Annotated in this window: 17 protein-coding genes; 14 read left to right on the top strand and 3 right to left on the bottom strand. The window is 46.6% G+C overall.

The genetic code is table 11. The features are described from left to right. Window positions 1–41: 41 nt before the first annotated feature. The 9 genes from LRL21_RS25940 to LRL21_RS25900 all read left to right on the top strand — a co-directional run bounded on the left by LRL21_RS25940 (window position 42) and on the right by LRL21_RS25900 (window position 11,123). A complete protein-coding gene (locus LRL21_RS25940) occupies window positions 42–752 on the top strand; it encodes an ABC transporter ATP-binding protein (RefSeq protein WP_240418677.1) in 711 nt (236 codons plus the stop codon). A 28-nt stretch (window positions 753–780) separates the two neighbouring features. Further along, a complete protein-coding gene (locus LRL21_RS25935; RefSeq protein WP_240418676.1) occupies window positions 781–1,779 on the top strand; it encodes an efflux RND transporter periplasmic adaptor subunit in 999 nt (332 codons plus the stop codon). An 11-nt stretch (window positions 1,780–1,790) separates the two neighbouring features. Then, window positions 1,791–4,703 carry an ABC transporter permease gene (locus LRL21_RS25930; RefSeq protein ID WP_240418675.1) on the top strand — a complete coding sequence of 971 codons (2,913 nt, stop codon included), beginning with the start codon at window positions 1,791–1,793 and terminating at the stop codon, window positions 4,701–4,703. Between the two features lie 2 nt (window positions 4,704–4,705). Continuing rightward, window positions 4,706–5,722, top strand: a complete 1,017-nt coding sequence (locus tag LRL21_RS25925) for an ABC transporter ATP-binding protein (RefSeq protein ID WP_240418763.1) — start codon at window positions 4,706–4,708, stop codon at window positions 5,720–5,722. A 2,177-nt stretch (window positions 5,723–7,899) separates the two neighbouring features. Next, a complete protein-coding gene (gene ytxJ / locus LRL21_RS25920; protein WP_240418674.1) occupies window positions 7,900–8,241 on the top strand; it encodes a bacillithiol system redox-active protein YtxJ in 342 nt (113 codons plus the stop codon). 23 nt (window positions 8,242–8,264) lie between these two features. Further along, the gene (locus LRL21_RS25915) at window positions 8,265–9,056 is read left to right on the top strand and encodes an alpha/beta hydrolase (RefSeq protein WP_240418673.1); all 792 of its coding nucleotides are present in this window, start codon (window positions 8,265–8,267) and stop codon (window positions 9,054–9,056) included. A 203-nt stretch (window positions 9,057–9,259) separates the two neighbouring features. Beyond that, window positions 9,260–10,159 (top strand): TIGR01777 family oxidoreductase, encoded by a 900-nt coding sequence (locus tag LRL21_RS25910; protein WP_240418672.1) that lies wholly within the window; start codon window positions 9,260–9,262, stop codon window positions 10,157–10,159. Window positions 10,160–10,181: 22 nt separating this feature from the next. Then, complete coding sequence (locus tag LRL21_RS25905; RefSeq protein WP_240418671.1) at window positions 10,182–10,493, top strand: hypothetical protein; 312 nt, start codon at window positions 10,182–10,184, stop codon at window positions 10,491–10,493. A 24-nt stretch (window positions 10,494–10,517) separates the two neighbouring features. Next, the gene (locus LRL21_RS25900) at window positions 10,518–11,123 is read left to right on the top strand and encodes a P-loop nucleotide/nucleoside kinase family protein (RefSeq protein ID WP_240418670.1); all 606 of its coding nucleotides are present in this window, start codon (window positions 10,518–10,520) and stop codon (window positions 11,121–11,123) included. 86 nt (window positions 11,124–11,209) lie between these two features. Here the strand turns inward: LRL21_RS25900 and LRL21_RS25895 are convergent, their stop codons facing one another. Further along, window positions 11,210–13,366 carry a DNA topoisomerase III gene (locus LRL21_RS25895; protein WP_240418669.1) on the bottom strand — a complete coding sequence of 719 codons (2,157 nt, stop codon included), beginning with the start codon at window positions 13,364–13,366 and terminating at the stop codon, window positions 11,210–11,212. Between the two features lie 162 nt (window positions 13,367–13,528). Beyond that, a complete protein-coding gene (locus LRL21_RS25890) occupies window positions 13,529–14,368 on the bottom strand; it encodes a helix-turn-helix domain-containing protein (protein WP_240418668.1) in 840 nt (279 codons plus the stop codon). A 131-nt stretch (window positions 14,369–14,499) separates the two neighbouring features. Here LRL21_RS25890 and LRL21_RS25885 point away from each other — a divergent pair, with 131 nt between their 5' ends. The 4 genes from LRL21_RS25885 to LRL21_RS25870 all read left to right on the top strand — a co-directional run bounded on the left by LRL21_RS25885 (window position 14,500) and on the right by LRL21_RS25870 (window position 18,532). After that, complete coding sequence (locus tag LRL21_RS25885) at window positions 14,500–15,501, top strand: Gfo/Idh/MocA family protein (RefSeq protein WP_240418667.1); 1,002 nt, start codon at window positions 14,500–14,502, stop codon at window positions 15,499–15,501. A gap of 25 nt (window positions 15,502–15,526) precedes the next feature. Further along, entirely contained in the window at window positions 15,527–16,453 is a 927-nt protein-coding gene (locus LRL21_RS25880; RefSeq protein WP_240418666.1) for an aldo/keto reductase, read from the top strand. A gap of 494 nt (window positions 16,454–16,947) precedes the next feature. Further along, window positions 16,948–17,367: a hypothetical protein gene (locus LRL21_RS25875; RefSeq protein WP_240418665.1), complete on the top strand. Its 420-nt coding sequence runs from the start codon at window positions 16,948–16,950 to the stop codon at window positions 17,365–17,367. 196 nt (window positions 17,368–17,563) lie between these two features. Continuing rightward, on the top strand, window positions 17,564–18,532 hold the full coding sequence (locus tag LRL21_RS25870) for a helix-turn-helix transcriptional regulator (RefSeq protein WP_240418664.1): 969 nt from the start codon (window positions 17,564–17,566) through the stop codon (window positions 18,530–18,532). Window positions 18,533–18,544: 12 nt separating this feature from the next. Here the strand turns inward: LRL21_RS25870 and LRL21_RS25865 are convergent, their stop codons facing one another. After that, a complete protein-coding gene (locus LRL21_RS25865) occupies window positions 18,545–19,045 on the bottom strand; it encodes a GyrI-like domain-containing protein (RefSeq protein ID WP_240418663.1) in 501 nt (166 codons plus the stop codon). 241 nt (window positions 19,046–19,286) lie between these two features. Here LRL21_RS25865 and LRL21_RS25860 point away from each other — a divergent pair, with 241 nt between their 5' ends. Next, a complete protein-coding gene (locus LRL21_RS25860; RefSeq protein ID WP_240418662.1) occupies window positions 19,287–20,861 on the top strand; it encodes a response regulator transcription factor in 1,575 nt (524 codons plus the stop codon). Window positions 20,862–20,872 lie beyond the last annotated feature (11 nt).

Genomic DNA, 20,872 nt, shown 5'->3' with positions numbered 1-20,872 from the left:
GTAAAGAATACGTTTACAATTGAGACCTTGGAGGAATATCCATGCAGCATCCCATACACAACTATCCAACGAGTGATCCGATCTTACAAGCTGTCAGTCTGACCCGAACCTTCGGCAAAGCCGGTGCTGCCGTGCATGCACTGCGTGGTGCTTCGCTTCATATCGCCTCCGGTCGTCTGATCGCGCTAAGGGGACGTTCGGGTTCAGGCAAAACTACGCTTTTAAATATGCTCGGACTGTTGGATCGGCCTACAGAAGGAGCGATTTATTTTGAAGGTCAGGATGTGACAGGATTATCCGACAAAAAAAGGAATGAGCTGCGTCGCACTCGTCTTGGCCTTATATTTCAGTCATTTGCTTTGGTTCCTTATATGTCGGCTTATGAGAATGTTGAATTTGGCTTGCGTATTGCAGGCATACCTTCGGCTCAACGTCGTGAGTATGCGGAACAATCGCTTGATTTTGTCGGTTTGAGACCAAGAATGAAGCATCGCCCCTATGAGATGTCAGGTGGTGAGCAGCAGCGCACCGCGATTGCCAGAGCGATAGCCCACCGACCGAAGCTGTTGTTGGCGGATGAACCAACTGCTGAGCTCGACAGTCGTATGGGGCTGCAGGTGTTGAAGGTATTCAAGGATTTGGTGCAGTTTGAAGGAATGACGATTATTTTGACGACACATGACCCGGCGATTATGGAAGTGGTGGATCAAGTGTATGCACTGGAGGATGGACATATTGTGGAAGAAAGCTAACAAGCGCTTTATGATAGTTTCTTGGATAATGACAGCATCGATCGTAATAACATGTATCACCGGCTGCAGTCTGCTGCCCCAGGAGGAGGAAGCGTTAAAGCCACCGCTCGTGAAGCCGGTCAAGGAAAATTTTGAGCTGTATGAGGTCAAGAAGGGCACTATCAAGAAGCAAATCAATGGAGTAGGCATCTTTGCTGCGGACAAGATGCAATATTTGTTCTACCCCGAATCCGGAGGGAGGCTTGCCGAAATCAATGTGAATCTTGGGTCTGTTGTCAATAAGGGGGATGTTGTTGCTCAGCTTGAAAAAGGTGAAATTGAAGGAAAAATCCTCCAGCAGGAGCTTGTTGTGGAAAAGGCAAGGCTTGCTCTGGAACAAGCCAAGGATGAGAAACGCGGTGATGCGATTGCCATCCGAATCAAGCTGCTGGATATACAGAAGGAGGAAATACAGCTGGATCTGTATCGAAAGCAATTGAGCAAGACGAAGCTGATTTCCGATGTCAGCGGTATTGTAACGTTCCTTGATCCCATCAGGCAGGGAGATCCTGTTGTGGCCTATAAAGCGATCTTAACGGTATCCGATCCTAAATCGGTGCGTCTGGTGTATGAAACGACCAATACGAATGATTTAGTTGGAGTCCAGATTGGAATGCCTGCAGAGGTAAAGGTAAAAGGAGGCGTCTACCCCGGCATCGTGTCGCAAATTCCCGCAACCGCACCCCAATCTGATGTAAAAGCTATTGCGGATAAGAATGCGAAAACGATTGTCATCACAGCCCAAGGGCTGCCCGATACGATAGAGATTGGCAATAGCGCCGATATTACCATCGTTACCGAAAATCGGGAGGACGTGATGATTATTCCCAAGATTGGACTCCGCTCCTACATGGGACGAGATTATGTACAGGTGCTTGAAGGGGAAAGTCGTAAAGAGCTTGATGTTGAAAAGGGAATCGTATCGTCTACGGAAGTTGAGATTCGCAAAGGCATCAAAGAGGGACAAAAGGTGATTTTAAACAATTGAGGTGATACCGTGTGGCGATACTTGTGATGATCATGCGCAAAATGATCAAAAACAAATGGCTCGAATTCAGCCTTCTGCTCGGCTTGATCATCTCGGTCGGACTTGTGAGCAGCATGCCGATTTATACAAGTGCAATTTTGCAGCGGCTCCTGGTTAAGGATTTGGAGCTGCTTCAGACGAACAGCCAGCAGTACTCGGGGATTTTTTGGAGTTCGGTATATTTGACCGGAGAAATATCACCTGAGGAATCGAGGCAGGCCATTATAAATGCGGACGCTTACATGTCCCAATCCATTGCTCCCGCTTTTCAGCTGCCAATCCCCAATTTCGTCACGGAAAGGTCAACGGATAGCTGGAATTTGGTCCCGGTTGATGCCAATAAAATTGACAACAAAGTTAGTCGACGCGCCGATATTACAGCTCTACGCGGAATGGACGAGCACGTTCGTATTGTCGACGGAAAGCTGCCTTCGGCTGCCCCTGTAGATGGTGTGGTAGAAGCGGTTGTTGTGGATCAAGGTCTGTCACTATTGAAGATGGTCGTTGGTCAGGAATATGTGATTGAGGATGACACAGCCAAAACTCCGATTAAATTCAAAATTGTTGGGGTTGTTGACCGCAAAACGTACGATGATATGTATTGGTACAATCCGCTGTCCAGCTACAAAGCCAGTCTATTGGTTTCTTACGATTGGTTTGAACAGACGATAACCAAGGAGCAGCAGCTTATGCTTCGTTCCAGCAGCTGGTATATGACTGTTGATTACAGCCAAATGAAGCTGGATTCGATCGAGCGTTTTATTCAGACACACCAGCGTACAGAAAATTACCTTGGCAACCATTTTCCGAATAGTTCGGTTAAGGCTCCTGCCTTGAAAACGTTGACTGGTTACTACGCAAAGGAAGAAAAGCTTCGGATGATGTTATGGTCATTGAATGTGCCTGTGATGATTATGCTGGCTTATTATTTATTCATGGTTTCCAATCTTATTATTGATCGTCAGAAAACCGAAATTGCCGTACTTCGCAGCCGCGGTGCAAGTCGTTTGCAAATTGTGCTCGGATATGTTGTGGAAGGGGTTATGTTAGGTGCTATTGCACTCCTATGCGGACCGTTCGTGGGTCTGTCGTTGACCAAGGTGCTGGGTGCTTCCAATGGTTTTCTTGAATTTGTTCAGCGGGCGACGCTGGATGTCAAGCTGAATCAGGAAGCATTTCAATACGGGTTGTACGCCGTTCTTTGCTCAGTCCTCATGACATTGCTGCCTGTGTTGTTTGCGATGAAAGCTACGATTGTTGGACATAAGCAGCAGATGGCCAGACAATCGGGATTATCCTTTTGGCATAAGTACGGAGTGGATATCGTTTTGTTGGCTATCTCCATGTATGGACTGTATACATTCCGCCGTCGTATGTCCGATATGCAGGCACTTGGACTGGATACGACAGATCTGCAGATGGATCCTCTGCTATTTCTGGTTCCAGCGCTGTTTGTACTGGGAGCGAGCTTTCTGCTGTTGCGGATATATCCGTATCTGGTTCGCTTGCTGTATCATCTCGGTAGACGCTGGTGGCCGCCTTCTCTATACTCTACGCTGCTGCAGGTCGGGCGCTCAACAACTCAGTATCAAGCGATCATGGTGTTCTTAAGCGTTACGCTGGCTACGGGCTTGTTCAGTGCAAGCGCGGCCAGAACGATTAATAAAAATGCCGGCGAGAAAATCATGTACAGCAACGGTGCGGATATTGCGATGCAATTGAAGTGGGAGGATGATGCGCCTCCGCCAAGCATGGGTGGTGATTATGGCAGTGAAGCCGTTACTGAAGAGAGTCTGGCTGCTGCCAAGAAGAAGGTTCAATTTTCTGAGCCTCCCTTCTTGCCGATCACCCAGCTAAATGGAGTTGAGCAAGCGGCCAAAGTATTTACGAAAAAGGAAGCCGGGTTCACCGTAGGCAAGGAACGCGGTACAGCTACCTTGATGGGCATCGATACCGATGATTTTGGTCGAACGGCCTGGATGCGCAATGGCCTGCTTGACCACCACTTTTATGATTATTTGAATTTAATGGCCGTGAACCCTGCTGCGGTGCTTGTATCCCGCACGATGGCTGACCAGTACAGCCTGAAGGTAGGCGACCCCATCTATGCGAGCTGGAGCGGTGTGGAAAGCACGATGTTCCAGGTTTTTGGAATTGTTGATTACTGGCCATCCTGGAATCCCAATCCGCTCTTTACGGATAGGGCTGCCGCTTCTGGCAGCAGTTCGTCAAGCAATGCCAAAAATAAAAAGGTCAAGGACCCGATGCTGATTGTGGGTCATCTGTCCTATATTCAGAACAATATGGCCCTGGAGCCGTATGAGGTTTGGTTAAAGCTGAAGCCTGAAACGAAAAGTCAGGAGCTTTACCAAACGCTGGAGGATAAGCAAATTCCGATTACCAAGCTTGTAGATGCCAAGCAGGACTTGATCCGCTCCAAAAACGATCCTTTTCTGCTTGCCATTAATGGTGTCATGACACTTGGCTTCATTATTTCAATAGTGATCAGTTTTTGCGGATTTTTGTTGTATTGGGTGTTGTCCTTATCAGGACGTGTTCTGCAATTTGGGATATTGCGGGCTATGGGGGTTTCATTCCGTCAATTAATATTGATGCTGATCGGGGAACAGCTTCTCACCTCGGGTGCGGCCGTAGCCATTGGGCTATTAACGGGTAATTTGACCAGCCGATTATTCGTACCGATGTTCCAGTTATCCATGCAAACGTCGAGCCAGGTTCCGCCATTTCAGGTAACCTTTGATCCCCGGGATCAAATTCAGCTCTATATCATCGTGACGGTTATGCTTTCCATGGGTTTGCTAATTCTGGGGACGATGCTCTCACGGATCAAGATTCATCAGGCAGTCAAGCTCGGGGAGGATTAATGATGATCCATTGTGATAACCTCGTGAAAATTTATAAGGTAGCCGATCTCGAAGTCGTAGCGCTTCAAGGTCTTGACCTGCACGTAGAATCAGGAGAGCTGATGGCTATTATCGGTAACAGTGGGAGCGGCAAATCCACATTATTGAATATGCTGGGAGGCTTGGACCGACCTTCAGCCGGACAACTGCAGGTTGCTGGTAAAGATTTGTTAAAGTTTACGGAACATGATCTTGTGCGCTACAAACGGGAAACAGTAGGGTTCGTTTGGCAAAATAATGCACGCAATTTGATACCTTACCTGACCGCACAGGAAAATGTAGAGCTTCCCATTCTTCTGCAGGGTAAACGCAAGCGTGAACGTGCCTTGGAGCTGCTGGATGCAGTCGGGTTAAGCCATCGGATCAAAAATCGGCTCAATCAGCTGTCCGGTGGTGAGCAGCAGCGGGTGGCGATTGCTATTGCTCTGGCGAATAATCCGAAGCTGCTGCTTGCAGACGAGCCCACCGGCTCTGTCGATTCCAAGATGGCGGATCAAATACTGGATTTATTTCGTGATTTAAACCGGAGAATCGGTTTGACAGTTATCATCGTAACTCATGACCCGCTGCTCGCCAAAAAAGTGGATCGGGTAGTCGCCATACGGGACGGTAAAACCTCATCGGAAATGATCCGGCGTAAAACCTATGCAGATGAGCTGGCAGAGCTTGAGTCTGGGATAGGGCAGAACGATGATGAAACCCATACTGAATACGCGGTTCTCGATAAATCAGGCCGTCTGCAAATTCCCGGAGATATGCTTAAATCCATAGGTATTCATTCGACAAATAAGGTAAGAGTCCAACTGGAGGACGGGCGAATCGTCCTGCTGCCTCCGGAAGCCAAGGAGGAGAGTATACATGTGCCGATTAAACATGAAGACCGGACTGCTGCTGATCATGCTGGCGCTCGCGGCGATGTGGCTAATGCAAACACAGCGGGCAATGGCGGAAGGGGAGAGCTACCAAAGGGAAGAGCTTGATACGTCCTTACAGCTCCCCGCTGTTTCCATAGGATCAAGCAGCTCCATACAATTGAAGAACGCAGCTGTGGTGCCTACAGATGGGGGGAGGATGCTCTTTTTTACGATGACGGTCATGAATGCAGGAAGCGGTAAGCTTTCCTTTCTTGATTACTGGGTTAAGGTTATCAGTACATCCGGTGCTGAATTTAAAGCGGATTTGGTCGCTCAGGATAAGCTGAAAAAAGAAATTCCAGCAGGGCAGCAGGTGGAGTTCTCTTTTTACGCAGCGGTTAATGACTCGGTTCAGCTAGGTGAACTCGGATTCCGCATAACAAAATGGGATTATACGAGTGCCGATTTGGAAACTACAGTCGGTGAAATTCGCTTCCCGGACGCAGCCGAAGCATTGTGGGCGCCTGTCTCAGGAGGAAAGACGGTACAGCTATCAGCGATGCCCGTTGAACTGAACGTCACTGCATGGTCGGCACTTGTTAACGATAACTATACGTCCCCCAAGCTGACACTGCGCATGACCAATAAGGGAAAGACCTCCATTCGAATCGCCGGCTATCAATACGCGCTTAGAACCTCAAACGGTGCGATGTACCCGCTGGATATCGTTCTGAACGCTGACAAGCAGTCGCTGCAGCCGGATGTTCCGCTAGAGCTTCAGCTAAGGGCTAATCAGCTGCCTCTGTCAGCAGGAACCGATTCCTGGGATCTGGTCATGACACAGCCGTTTGCGCTAGCGACGGATACCAAAATCAATTTCCCTATCGCTTCATTACGTATATCAACTGACCCTAAAGCTTTGCCGGAGTTAGGTGGAGTTGTCATGTATACGAATGCAGAGGGTACGTATGCATTCAAGGCAGACAAAGTTGATCGTTTACCATGGGAGGATCAGGATATTTTGAGCGCTGAAGTATCCTTGTCCCATAACCAATCGGTCGCATTGCCATTTCCCGAATTGAAGGCTTACTTTGAGCTTGATGGCGGGAGTAAGGTAGATGCCAAGGTTATTAAACTTGACCGATCTGTCGGTGTGCCTCCCTCTGAATCTGTTCATGTCAAGCTTGTTGGCAAAATTCCATACACCTATCCGTTCGCGTCCGCGAAGCTGGTCGTTCAGGAAAAGAAGAGCGAAACCGCAACCGAGGAAATCGCTCAATTCCAGCTGCCGGAATCAAAGATTGTACTTCCTTTGCTGGCGTTTGGTCAATCCCAATCCATTACCGGTTCTGGCCGATCAACCAGCTTTTCACCCAGAGAAATCAACACCTATACCGACGGTGCAAGCAATCTTCTTGAGGTGCAGGTGGAGGTATCCAATCTTGAGAAACGCTCGAATATGATTCCCAGGCTAACAGCATTCTTTAAGACAGCGGATGATGCGCTGTACCCAACCAGGGTTCGCGAAGTCAAGCAAAAGCTGAATCCCCAAGGGAAAGCTCTGTTATCTTTTTCAACCAAGCTTCCCAAGGATTTGGACGTACAAAGCCTCAGGCTGGTCATTGGTGAATCGGTCACCGAACAGCGACTCAGTGGCACGGACGATAAAGCGGAGGCTTACATCAATGCCGTACAAATGGAGCTTCCCCTGGAAAATACCACAGTAAGCCCGACTTTAAAGGAGCTTGTGTTCTACCCGTATACGATTTCATTAAGTAATATGAATACGTGGCTGGATCGCAATACGCTGCGGATTAATTTTAAATACAAGCTGACCAAGGACAGCTTTTACGAGACAAATACAGAAGGCAGCAAGCTGATTATCCAGTTCGTAGACAGTAAAGGAAAAGTCGACATCGATGAGGTTTTTTACCTGGAAACAGCTCCTGAGGAGGAAGATAAGCGACTTAAGCTCGGAGAGTTTGATTATCGGATTACCAAGCAGGATGACAGCCTGATTTTCAAAATTGAATCGTTGAAGCAATATCAGATGAACATCTATCATGAGTTCCAGGGGAAACGCAAGCTGCTGGGATCTCAAACGATGGATTGGTTCGGTACAACGGAATAGTTTATTATCAAACATGAATATGGTAAAATGATTATAGAACAGAGGCGGCGACCACGCTACTCCTTAGGCATCCCCAAGCTATAAAGCTGTGGATGCCTTCACTTTTACGACAAAAAAGCGTAAATTGGTTGTTAAATACAAAATGATTTGTAGAAATATGGAGGAATGAAATATGAGCCAGTGGAGAGAAATTGATAGTCAGGAAGAATGGAACCAATTATTTGAAGGTTCATCCGAAAAGCCGGTAGTTGTGCTTAAGCACAGTACGACCTGCCCGGTAAGTGCTAATGCCCTGCAAGAGTTTGAAAACTATTTGAGCAAACAACCAAACGAACAGGTTGATTATGTACTTGTCAAGGTAATTGAATCCCGTCCGGTTTCAAACCAAATTGCTGAGGATACAGGTGTCAAGCATGCTTCTCCGCAAATTTTGTATGTTAAAGATAAAGAATCGGTATGGAACACTTCACACTGGGCTGTAACCGAGGCTCACATCACAGCAGTTCTTAATTAAGCTTGAATGGGAGGATCGATCTTTTGAGTATACAGCCGCATTCTTTTTTCTCCGGGGCGTTGTACGCTCGGAAGTCATGCTTCGTTTATGTGCCGGCGGGATATGAGCAGTCGGAGCAGCGGTATCCAGTTATTTATTTACTGCACGGTATGCACGGAAGTGAGTCCAGTTGGATGCTCAAAGGGAATGCTGAGCAAACTCTGGATCAACTGATGAACAACGGCGAACTCATTCCAAGTATTGTTGTTATGCCTAGTGACGGCGGTTATGGTCAAGGCACCTTTTATATGGATTGGTACGATGGTACGGGTAATTTCGAGCAATATTTTATCTACGATCTGGTTCCTGAGATTGACAGGCACTATCGAACAATCGACAGCAGTGTTCAGCGAGTGCTCTGCGGCTTGTCGATGGGCGGATTTGGGGCTGTATCGCTTGCCTTGCGGCATCCTGAACGGTTTGGAGCAGCAGCAAGCCTATCAGGAGGTCTGGTATCAAGCCAGCATTTGAAAGATCAATTTGCTCGTTCTGATGTCGGCCGGATGATTGGACCGCTCCATGGACCGTATGCGGAGTCGTATGACCCGCAGCTAGTCGCCAATTTACGAATGCAGGACGGTCGATGTCCGGCCTTGTATATGAATTGTGGGACAAGTGATTATTTGTACACGATGAATCAGGATTTTCATCAGCATCTCAAGACTATTGGCTACACGCATACGTACGAGCAGTTTGAAGGCGAGCACAATTGGACCTATTGGAAGGAGCATCTGCCAGATGCTTTACGCTTTATTCAATCCTATTTAGCCCATTAAGCCACAAGACCAGAGTCCGCAAGTAGCAGAAGTAACCGGGATTATCAACACTTTAATGAAAAGTGCTTGTATCCGGGTTACGTTCCAGTTACTGGGATTCCGGTCTTTTTTAATTTATTGACATTCAGCAGGAATTTTGGTTCTTTGGAGCTGTTTGTTATATAATGAGAAACACATATCAATCGAAGGTGGGGAAACCACGGATGAAAATTGCCATAGCAGGCAGTTCGGGATTTATCGGTCAGCATTTGACCCAATATTTCCTTGAACGTAAATATTCACTGATCTTGATTTCTCGCAAAAAACTCACCTCTACCAATCCATTAATTCGACATGCTACATGGTCGGAGTTGAAAAATGATATAAAAGTCATGACAGGTACAGATGTGATCGTAAATTTAGCGGGCGAATCGATTAATCAGCGTTGGACTGACGAAGCGAAGGGGAGAATTCTGAACTCCAGACTTGACGCTGTTGCGCAAATTGCTAGTATCGTAGAACGAATGGAGCAAAAACCGTCGGTCGTTATCAACGCTTCAGGTGTATCCATTTATGGTACGTCGGAACGTGGCAGCTTTGTTGAGCACAGTGACCCGAATGTAGAGGACTTTCTTTCAGGTGTTGTTGAGAAGTGGGAAGCCGCGATGGATGAGATCCGCAATACAAGAATCGTCAAGCTGCGATTGGGTATTGTTTTGGGTCTCGATGGTGGCGCTTTCCCCAAGCTGTTAACACCATATAAGCTTGGCATCGGAGGTCGAGTTGGCAGCGGCAAGCAGATTATTTCATGGATTCATATCGACGATTTATGCCGGCTTATTGATTTCTGTATCGAAAATGAAGATATTATTGAACAAATTAACGCGACTTCTCCGCAGGCTGTGACGAATGACGAAATGGGTAAAGCGATAGCCAAAGCGCTGCGCACCCGGCATTGGTTTCCAGTTCCTGCTTTTATGATGAAGCTTATGTTTGGGGAGATGTCGGTCCTGCTGCTCAAGGGTCAGCGAGCTATACCTCTGCTGGCGATTGACTATGATTTTTCGTATCTATACCCTACGATCGATATGGCCTGTGCCAATCTTTTAAAAAAGCAATCGTAAAAAAGACAACGGAGGTAACAAAATGATTCAATTCGGCTCTTTGGATTATGCAGAATTGCGGTTTCATCAGATGCGGGCAACGGTCGAAATTCGTGATAAGCAGTGGATCGATGTGGAGCTGCATTTGGAGTTGGAAGAAGGTATGGCGCTGCCGGACGATTTTACGGAACTGACAGCATTGATATTTTGTACATATGCAGGGGAAATTGCGCAAATTGTGCCACAGGATGAAGGGCGAGACTGTGAATACCAATTCACGGCAGATGAGAAGGCACAGCTTATCCATTATTATGAACAGAACGTCAAGCCGAAGCTGTTGTCGATGGTAAGCTAGACAGGGGGAGGATGGTCACTTCGGATGCGAAAACTTGTATTTTTCTTAGGTCCTGCCGGGGCCGGTAAAACAACCATCGCGAAAGCCTTGGCCAAACGGTCCCGTGCGGCTATATTTGATATGGACACCTTATTACGGCCAGCAGCCGTAGCACTCATGAAGCTTGCCGGTCAAGACCCGGAGGATCGGGATTCAATGACCTACAAGACATTGTGCCGCGATTTGGGCTATCGGATAACGATGGATGCCGCACTGGAAAATGTGGAGCTTGGATCGGATGCTTTTGTGATCGGTCCCTTTACGAAGGAGACTGAAAGCGAGGAGTGGCTGGTTAACGAGCTAGAAGGCATAGGTGCTTCTGTTGCTGATGTCGCAGTGAAAGTGGTTTTTGTTCATCTTGCTGACCAAACGAGCTACTATGAGCGTATTCAGGAAAGAGGCTCATCGCTTGATGACTGGAAGCTGACAAATTGGGATGAATTCAGCCGAACGCTTATTGTCCGAGACATTAAATGGAATATCCCGGATTCTTCTGTTCTTTATGTTGATAACTCGGCTCCATTAACTGATGAGAGCATAAATTCGGTTGCAAAGTTTATATACGGAGATTCAGAGCTTGATGTCAAGTGAAAATAAGAAATCAAGAGCAGCAGCCAAACAATCCCCATCAAGCCGAGAATCGCACAAGGCTGAATGGGGATTGTTTCATTGGATCATTAAGATTCCGGGTTCTGCTTCTTTTGCATCGCGGCTTTTAGTGCCTCTTCCAGACTGGAGCCTACAGCGACGTTATCGCTGAATTGGTTGATCAGTTGGGCGCTGTTTCTTTTGGCGGCTTTACCGCCTGCACGTGGCTCATCGCTTAGCATCTCAATGACGTTGCAATGACGGCATTGTGCGTATTTACCGGCTTTTCCCGTGTGAATTTCCATTTTCTTATGGCATTGCATACAACGCTTGTTGGACAGCATAGGTTCGCCAGCCCGCTTATAGCCGCACTCCCTATCGATACAGACGAGCAGCTTGCCGCGTTTGCTCTTGATTTCCTGTAAATTTTTACCGCAATCTGGACATTTGGAATGGGTAAGATTATGCGGCTTGTATTCGATTGTACTTTGTTTGACGGCTTGAACCATAGCAGTCGTTTGCTCACGGATAGCTTTCAAAAAGGTTTTCATGCTGCCCGTTCCTTTGGCGATATGTTCAAGCTCCAACTCCCACTTGGCAGTCAGCTCCGGTGAACGCAGTGAGGGTACGACCAGCTCGATTAATTGCGCGCCCTTGCCGGTAGGCTGAAGCACATTCATTTTCCGTTCGATTGTATCGGTGGAAAGCAGCTTTTCGATAATATCGGCCCGGGTTGCAGGCGTTCCCAATTTATGCTTCTCCATAACGGACAGCAGAGAAGCTTCGGTATATCGGGAAGGGGGCTTGGTTGCATGCTTTTCCAAGGTGCAGCGATGATCCGGGATGACTTGACCCGATTGCAATTTGGGTAACGACTGTGAGCCTCCTGAATCTTCATCCCGAGTATCCTCATCTTCCTGCTCGGACGGGACTAACTCCTGCCCGTAGACACTTTTCCATCCGGCCTCCTTGGTGACGCGTCCCTTGGCATAAAAGCTCTCGCCGCCTATATCGATGCTGACAGCCGTTTCATCATAACGATATGCAGGATAAAACAAGGCGATAAAGCGCCGCGCGATCAGATCGTACAATCGACGTTCATCATGGCTTAAAATATGAAGCAGCGGCGTTTGCTCCGTTGGAATGATGGCATGGTGATCGGATACTTTACTATCATCTGCGATCCGCTTGGTTATGTTCAGAGGCTTGTTGAGCAGCGGTCTGACAAGTTCTGCATAGGTTTGTATACAAATGGCATCCAAGCGTCCCTTCAGAGTCGGAACCATATCCGATGTCAAATATCTGGAGTCCGTTCGCGGGTAGGTGACCAGCTTGTACTGCTCATATAGACGCTGCAGCAGATTTGAGGTTTGCTTGGCTGAAAATCCGTATTTACGATTGGCGTCCCGCTGCAGCTCGGTCAGATCGTAGGCTAGCGGATGAGGCTCCGACCTTTCGGTCATTTTCAATTGACTAACCTTCGCTTGAGCACCTTTAACCCGATTTAACAACGTATCTGCTGCCGCTTTGTCGAACAAACGGCCGTCCGGATTGTGCTTCCCTCTCCACATTGCCTGAAAACCACCCAGCTGTGTCCTGAGCAGCCAGTAATCCTTGGATTGAAAGGCACGTATCTCCTTTTCTTTTTCCATCAGCATCGATAGAGTGGGGGTTTGTACACGTCCGGCAGCAAGCTGTGCATTATATTTGCAGGTAAGTGCCCGCGTAATATTGAGACCAATCAACCAATCCGCTTCTGCACGGCATACAGCTGATTGATACAGGTTATCGTAGTCACGACCCGGCTTCAGCTTGGCAAAACCGTCGAGAATCGCTTTATCGGTTTGCGAGGAAATCCACAAGCGTTGAAAAGGCTTGCGCCAGTGAATCTCTTCCATAATCCAACGGGCTACAAGCTCGCCTTCTCGTCCTGCGTCGGTAGCTATAATAAGCTGGTTAAGATCGTTACGCTTGGCTAATTGAGCAATGGCGCGAAACTGAGGTGTCGTTTCCTTAATGACCTTAAGCTTCATCCGTTCAGGCAGCAGCGGAAGCTGATCGAGCTCCCAAGCTTTGTATTTGGAATCATAATCCTCCGGTTCAGCCAAGGTTACGAGATGACCCAATGCCCAGGTTACGACATATTTAGGTCCCTCTATATAATGCTTTTGTTTCTGGGTGCAGCCGAGAACACGCGCGATTTCTTTGGCAACGCTCGGTTTTTCTGCAAGTACAAGAGATTTCATAACAAGCTCCTCCGTAAATCTGTGTAGTCATAGTCGTGTGTTTATTTGATCATACAATAATTTACCTCATTATGCAGCTATCTTGGCTTGCTTACAAGCGGCGGGTCAACGGAGAGATGCTCCTATAGGTGTGAATTTATCTCCTTTTGAGAGAGTAATCAGTTAATTCTTCCAATACAGCTCCCGGTATTCTGTAGGCGTCATACCTTCCTGCTCAAGAAATCGTTTGTTGAAATAGCTTGTGCTGGGGTAACCTGCATCGAATGAAATTTGACGTATGGTCATTTCTTTTTTCTCCAGCAGCCATTGCTTGGCTTTTTGCAGGCGGCACAGCGTCACGTAAGTCATTGGAGTCATTTGGGTAACCTTACGAAAAAGCTTGCAAAAGTAATAAGTGCTGACGCCAGCCTGCTCAGACCAATAATCAAGCTCAAACGGCTTGCACGCCTCCTGCTGGATGCGAGGGAGCAGCTGTAAAATCAATTCGGAGGTCGCCGCAGTTCTTTGTGTAGACAAGGGCACAGCTTGATTGACGAATTCGGCAATTACCGCATAAGTGAGCGTTGAGAGTCGAGTCATTTCAAACAGGGTACTGAGCTCCGCTTCAAGAAGCAGTTCATCAAGAGCACGCTCAAGCGGCTTCACCTGACGAACTGTCCACAAATGGGATTGGTGAAGCCCCCTTTCCAGCAAGTAGTCGCTAAGCCTGGAGCCATAAAAGTGGACCCAACGAATTTCCCACGGATCCTCCTGAGAGGAGTAATAGCGCTGCCGCTGAAGCGGAAAATAAAGAAAAGCATCGCCAGCGGTCAGCATATGTTTCTCGTAGGCGGTTTCGACGTAGCCTTTGCCGCTAATAATGAGATGAATACTGAAATTGTTCAGTGCACCTTCCTGGCGGTCCACAGTATGGAAAGGGTCCTGCTGGTACCAGCCAACGGATTCCGGTAAGCAAAAGTAAACATGCTCTGACAATGTCGGAAGAATTCGCTGTTTTTTCATAAATAGAACCTTTCTTGAGAACAATATAGTTTTATATATGTGCAAAAAGCTTCTATTTTCATTTTAATAAGCATTCAATATAATAGCAATATAGTCTTACTAACATAAATGGTTGAGGAGATGGATTGTACATGTCGCAAAAAAAATTGCGCTGGGGAGTACTCGGATGCGCAGGTATTGCCAAGAGAGCTGTTATTCCGGGAATTCAGCAATCGCAAACCGGAGAAGTCGCCGCAATTGCAAGCCGTAACGAAGACAATGCGAGGAAAACGGCGGAACAATTTCAAATTCCTACAGCCTATGGCAGCTATGAAGCACTATTAAATGATGAAACCTTGGATGCCATTTACATACCGCTTCCGAATCACCTGCATAAGGAATGGACGATCAAAGCTGCTCAGGCGGGTAAACATGTTTTATGTGAAAAGCCGATTGCACTGGATGCCGCAGAAGCCGCTGAGATGGTAGCCGTTTGTGAGAAGGCAGGCGTGAAGCTGGTAGAAGCATTTATGCATCGTCACCATCCGCGTTATGCGATGATCAAAGAAATTATACAATCCGGTGAAATCGGTGAAATTCGTGGTCTCCATGGTGCTTTTACATTCAATAGCTCCAAAAACACAGGCAATGTAAGATTCAATCAGGAAATGGGCGGCGGTTCGCTGTATGATGTAGGCGTATATCCGATCAGTACAGCTCGTATGGTATTGGGACAAGAGCCTGAGGCTGCTACTGTGCACGCTTTCTTTTCACCAGAACACGACAATGTCGATATGATGGCATCGGGCATTTTGGAGTTTCCTAATAGTGTCGCCTTGACCTTCGATTGCGGCATGTGGGCAGCTGGTCGTAATATGTTTGAAATCCTTGGAACGGAAGGGCGTATCGAAATACCAAGCGCCTATGTGTCCCGTGGAAATGCTGACGATCATTTTATCGTTACAGTGGGTGGTCAGCGCAGGGAAGTTGAAGTGCCTTATGTCAATCAATATGCACTGCAGGCGGATGATCTGGGGCGCAGCATTCTGGATGGAACACCACTTCGATATGAGTCGTCGGATGCTGTGTTAAATATGCGTGTGATCGACGCCTGCCTGAAATCGGCAAGAGAGCGCGTGCGTGTCGTACTCTAAATCCAAATGAGAGGAATATAAAACGATGAAAACTATAACAATCGCTGGACTGGAAAAGCCGGTTACGAACCTGATCCAAGGCTCTGATTTTTTTACTCATGAGGTTTATGATAAAGTGTGCAGCGTGCTTGATAATTATTTGGAAATCGGTGGCAATACGATCGATACCGCTTTTATTTACCGAGGTGGACAAAGCGAAGAAACCATTGGCCGCTGGATGACAGAAAGGAACAATCGCGATCAGGTCGTGATATTGACGAAGGGGGCGCACCATAATGCCGATGGTCCCCGAGTGACACCACAGGCGATAGCTGCGGATTTGAAAATAAGTCTGGACAGACTGCAAACCAGCTACACCGATTTGTATGCATTGCACCGTGATGATACGAATATTCCGGTTAAGGTTATTATCGATGCGTTGAACGAGCATATTCAGGAAGGACGAATTCACGCCATTGGCGCTTCCAACTGGACCCATCAACGCCTGCAGGAAGCTAACGATTATGCAACAGCCAATGGATTGGTCGGTTTTTCCTTTAGCAGCCCCAATCTGAGTCTTGCCAAGCCAAATGAGCCGCGTTGGGCAGGATGCGTTTCAGCGGATGTGCTGGATTGTGCGTGGCACGAAAAGACTCAATTGCCATTATTGTCATGGTCCTCACAGGCAGGCGGATTTTTTACCGGAAATTTTGCACCTGACAAATTGGACAATGCCGAAATGGTTCGTGTATATTACAGCGCTGCGAACTGGGAGCGTCTGCGTCGTGCTGCTGAATTGGGTGAACAAAAAGGCGTGAGCACGATTCAGATTTCACTGGCTTATGTGTTGAATCAAAAGTTCCCTACGGCTGCGTTGATTGGAGCACAAAACCAGGTGGAGCTGGAGTCCTGCGTGGAAGGTGCGCAGATTCAGTTAACTGAGGATGAAGTACACTGGCTGGAAAACGTATAAGCATCGAGCATAGAATGAATTGTATACAACAGTTTCGACATACAAGGGCTGAGCCTGTAAGCGCGAAGCATGCACGTTTATAACATATGCCATCGTAACTCCTGCAGAAAACCTGCTACTGGAGCGACGATGGCATTTTTGCATGTTAAATGGTTTGATTTACCGGAGAGTATAGTCGGTTCCCTTTTTAAAGGGCCCGGTATATCGATACGAAAAGCAGGATAACGTGCAATGTCAACATTAAACGTTCCTATTTTGTGGTATGATTTTGTTAATCTTGCTATGCTTGTTGGGAGGAAAAATTTATGCATCAACTTAAGAATACGTATGGCACAGGAGACAATAACATTTTGCTATCTGGTCATAGGTATACAGGGGACAAAGGCCGTCACGGTCGGGCTCGTTATGTGAAATTACCCAGTACAAAAAAGAAACATAAATTACCTTATTGACGTCGATAATGTATCAACTTAATCAAAGTCAGGAGGTTTACTATGAACAGAATATTTTTACTTCTAGTTGTAATTATCATCTTGGTTCTTTTTTTAGGCTGTCAGGAGAACCCTAAAACAAAAGTCCTTGTGCCTATTACAATTTCTAAAGTCTATCCAGGTGACATTTTAGAAGTAGATCGAATTGAATTATTGGATGGATCCTCGGGGGACAGAAAAACTATAAAGGATGGCAGTCAAATTATTCAATGGATAAATCACATCAAAGAAATCGAATTGATTCCAGATAAGGATCAACAACCTCGAGTAGGTAACATCTATAATATTAGTTTATTCAAGGGAGAAATAAAGAAATTAGGGTTTGTTTCTAATGAAATAAATGGAGTGTATTATAAGTCCGATTTGGAATTTCAAGGATACATCAAAGCATTTTTTGAAGAGCAATTTGGAAGGCATTTCTAAGTGGCGGCAACATCGATAGTATCTCGCACTTTTTCCTGGCCAAATGGCTAGGGTTTTTTTATTTCTTTTTTTGAATGGAACCACAGCTTATAAAAACGGCAAACCTAAGGGTTAAGTCACATATCATTATATATGACAATTAGTGACATAGATATATGTTATAATCAGAGAAAATGTCATCGGTGGTGGTGAGTGTATGGCCAAGTCTAAACGTGTGATTGAGCTTATGATAGCCATTAATCAACGCAAGAAATTTACGGCGCGTGAGCTAGCGGATGAGTTCGAGGTGTCCATCAGGACGATTATGCGTGATTTGCAAGTATTAAGTGAGCTTGGTGTTCCGCTCTATACAGAGTATGGACCTCATGGCGGGTACCGAGTGCTGAGGGAACGTCAGCTTCCGCCGATCACATTTTCCGAGCAGGAGGCGGTGGCGATTTTTTTTGCCTATCAATCGCTGCAGCATTATGGAGCCTTGCCGTTTGCAGAGGAGTCCATCACGGCTCTGAATAAATTTTATTATTATTTACCCGACGATACCAAAAGCAAAATTGATAAAATGAAGCAGCGGGTCGTATTTTGGACACCCAAACGTCAGGCTCCGACCCCATATCTGCAATCTTTGCTTGATGCCGCGTTACAGCAGCAGCCCATGCTGATCTTGTACGACTCCAAGGAAGGAGCCAATCAGCGTACCATTCAACCCATCGGGGTGTATTCCTATAACGGGTATTGGTATTGTCCGGGCTATTGCTTCTGGAAGGAGCGTTATTTGCTGTTTCGGATTGATCGTGTGCTATCGGCAGAGGCGGCAGCTGACGGACACAGAACGGTAGATTTGAGTGGATTTTCCATTATGGATTGGTTTAAACCACCTGAAGAACAGCCTGTTGTAACCGATGAGCATATTCAGATTGAAGCCGTCTTAACAAGCGATGGTGTACGCAGGTGTCAGTGGGAGGCGTGGAACCATACGGATATGGAGGTTCATGAGGATGGAACAGGTACTGTCCGAATGTTTATCAGACCTAACGAGGTTGATTATTTTGCCTCCTATTTTCTCGGATTCGGGCCAGAGGTTAAGGTGAATCAACCGGAACAAATGGTAGAGCTCATTCAAACCTTGGTAGCCAGGATGGCGCAATTGTATGCGCCACCCAAATAAACGTAGCTCCTGCTACTGACTCACGATCGGAATATAAATATCAAATTCGCTATCCGCTCTTTCAGTGCCTGTGTAGCGGCTGTCATAATATTCGAATTCGGGAGCCTGTGCACGCACGTAGATTTCATTACTGGCAAGCCATTCAGAGATTACTTTATAGGTCGCACCCAAATCGGAGATAGGACCGGTATGAGTGAAGATCGCGTACGTTTGCGGCTTCAGGAAGATTTTGCACATCGATTCAGGTACGGAAGTATCCAGTTGTGTATCCATAAGCACTGCTGCTGTCACATATTCGAAAGGGCTGTCTGGTTGTACATCATAACAAACGCCTATTGTTACTGCGTGCTGGCCTTGAATTTCACCGATACGACTCATAAACAAGCTCCACTGATCAACGATCGATGGAATACCCCCCTCACTATATACATGGGTTTGACGCAGGCCGATGGCATGATAAGCGGGCTTACTTTCAATAACGGGATTCAATGATGGCTTAAATGTGGGCTGCATAATGCAACATCCTCTCTTGAATTAGATGTAATGAACAGACTCATAACCGTTGTTCATTTGTTTGGCTTACGACCTAACAATAACATTCAAGCACGACAGTTCTTGTCATAGTCTTTTGCGATATTGGTACTTTTTAACCGTTTTTATGTATAGGAGCACTCAAAATCGTATGCTATGATGGAGTATACGATATGGAAGCGGTTTCATTAAATTGTTTTATATTTTTAAAGGAGGGGTTCATATGCAAGAAAGTCCTTTAACCGTTCTGGTAGTAGATGATGAGCTGCCGCTTCGTGAAGAGCTGCGATTATTTCCTTGGTCATCCTGCCATGCAGAGCTCGTTGGTGAGGCTGAAAATGGGGAAGAGGCTTTGGAGCTGTGTCGCAAGCTGGTACCTGATGTGGTGATTACCGATATCACTATGCCCATGATGGACGGAATTGAGTTGTTCAGATCCTTAAAAAAAGAATTTCCGCTGACTCAGGTCATTTTACTTACTTGTCATAGTGATTTTGAATATGCGCGTGATGCGTTGCGGCTGGGAGCGCTTGAATATTTGATCAAGGTTTCTTTGCTCGATTCCGATCTGGAGCAAGCCTTGGATAAGGCACGGACTACCATTCAACGTGAGCACAGTCACAAGCGAAGTGAGCTGGATAAGCAGCGTTGGCAGCTGGTTAAAATCTGGAATCGATATGCAAACGATCAGCTATCCATAGCTGCCGTACCTGTGGAGGTTATGGATGAGCTCAGGTCCATTATGAAGGAATGGCAGCTGCATGTTCCCATACACTTCACGAGACTGCATGTTCATGCCAAAGCAGAGGATGAGATGTATGTGCATCACGAGCTGCAAGCGATACTCAGTGAGTGGGAGCAGAGTGACAAGATACGGAGTCGTTGGGTTCAACTGGATAAATCAGATTATGTGATTTTTCATTCACGACTTAGTGAACATGCATCTTCAAGACGTGAACGGACCGGATGGATGATGAATGGCTTACAAGCTGCTCTGGAGCAGCGACTGTCTTTTTTGAGCGAGGCAGTTCGTCTGTATGCGACCTTAAGTGATGAAGTGACTAATGAATCCTTGCTGTTCCAAGCACTGAGGCAAACGGCGATTACTCTGGAAGCGCCTTTTTATGATCAATCAGGAACCATTTATGATCAAGCGCTGCTGCCTAAACCAGCTGCAGGTTCAATCGAAGATCAAATTAAGCAGGAGCATACGGAACAATTGCGATTGGCATTAGCTAAGTCGAAGGAGCATCTGGTCCGATACATCCGTGAAGAGTTTACAGTATGGGCCTGCTCTGAACGGCCTAATCCCGATGAATTAAAAGCATGGCTGCTAACCAAGCATAAGGAGTTATTCAAGGATGGCGGCCATCTGACAGAGGAATTAAGCAGACAGAGGCTGAGTGAGGCGAAGACGCTAACAGAGCTGACCACAGCCTTCACTCGAGAACTGGAAGCAGCTGTTGGGGCGAAGAGCAAATGCCGCAAAGAGGTACAGCATGCCAGACAGTTGATTGCCGAACAGCTCATGGAGCCGATTACCCTAACCTCAATCGCGGATTCTGTTGGACTTAGCTCGTATTATTTAAGTCGATTGTTCCGCGAGGAGGTTGGAGAATCCTTTAATGAATATGTGACGAGCTTGCGGATAGATAAAGCAATTCAGTTGCTGCAAACGACGAATATGAAGGTATATGAAGTAGCCGAACAGGTGGGGATACCAAGCTACCGATACTTTTCTGTATTATTTCGCAATCGAACTGGCGTAGCGCCAACAGAATTTAAGAAAAGTTATTAATCGATGTGACA

It is taken from the genome of Paenibacillus periandrae (genome assembly GCF_022458865.1).
Classification (GTDB): Bacteria; Bacillota; Bacilli; order Paenibacillales; family NBRC-103111; genus Paenibacillus_S; species Paenibacillus_S periandrae.
The sequence above is the reverse complement of the archived record's forward strand: the minus strand, read 5'-3'. Positions and strand labels throughout refer to the sequence as shown.